Genomic DNA, 272 nt, shown 5'->3' with positions numbered 1-272 from the left:
CCACGACGTGCGGATCGTTGAACACTTCGGGCCAGGTGCGCACCGCGCCGTAGATCGCGCCAGACGCCGACAGCGCCCGTTCCCACGTGTCGAGATCGCGGGTTGCGAAGATCGTCGCCAGTGTTTCGTTGACGAGATCCCGGTTCGCGAGCCGCGCGGCCTTCGTGGCGAAACGCGCGTCGGTCTTCAGTTGGGGGGCATCGAGCGCATCGCACAGCACATGCCAGAACTTGTCGTTGATCGTGATGATCATGATTTCGCGGCCATCGGAG

Annotated in this window: 1 protein-coding gene; it reads right to left on the bottom strand. The window is 63.6% G+C overall.

What is annotated here, in order from left to right; genetic code table 11:
- A partial coding sequence (locus SB753_RS37285) for a CoA transferase (protein WP_410805169.1) occupies positions 1–253 on the bottom strand: 253 nt, incomplete at its 3' end.
- Positions 254–272: the final 19 nt, after the last annotated feature.

The sequence above is a fragment of the Paraburkholderia sp. SIMBA_053 genome, from assembly GCF_046534895.1.
GTDB classification, from domain to species: Bacteria; Pseudomonadota; Gammaproteobacteria; order Burkholderiales; family Burkholderiaceae; genus Paraburkholderia; species Paraburkholderia caledonica.
Note: the sequence above shows the minus strand (reverse complement) of the source record. Positions and strands in the feature narration are given on the sequence as shown.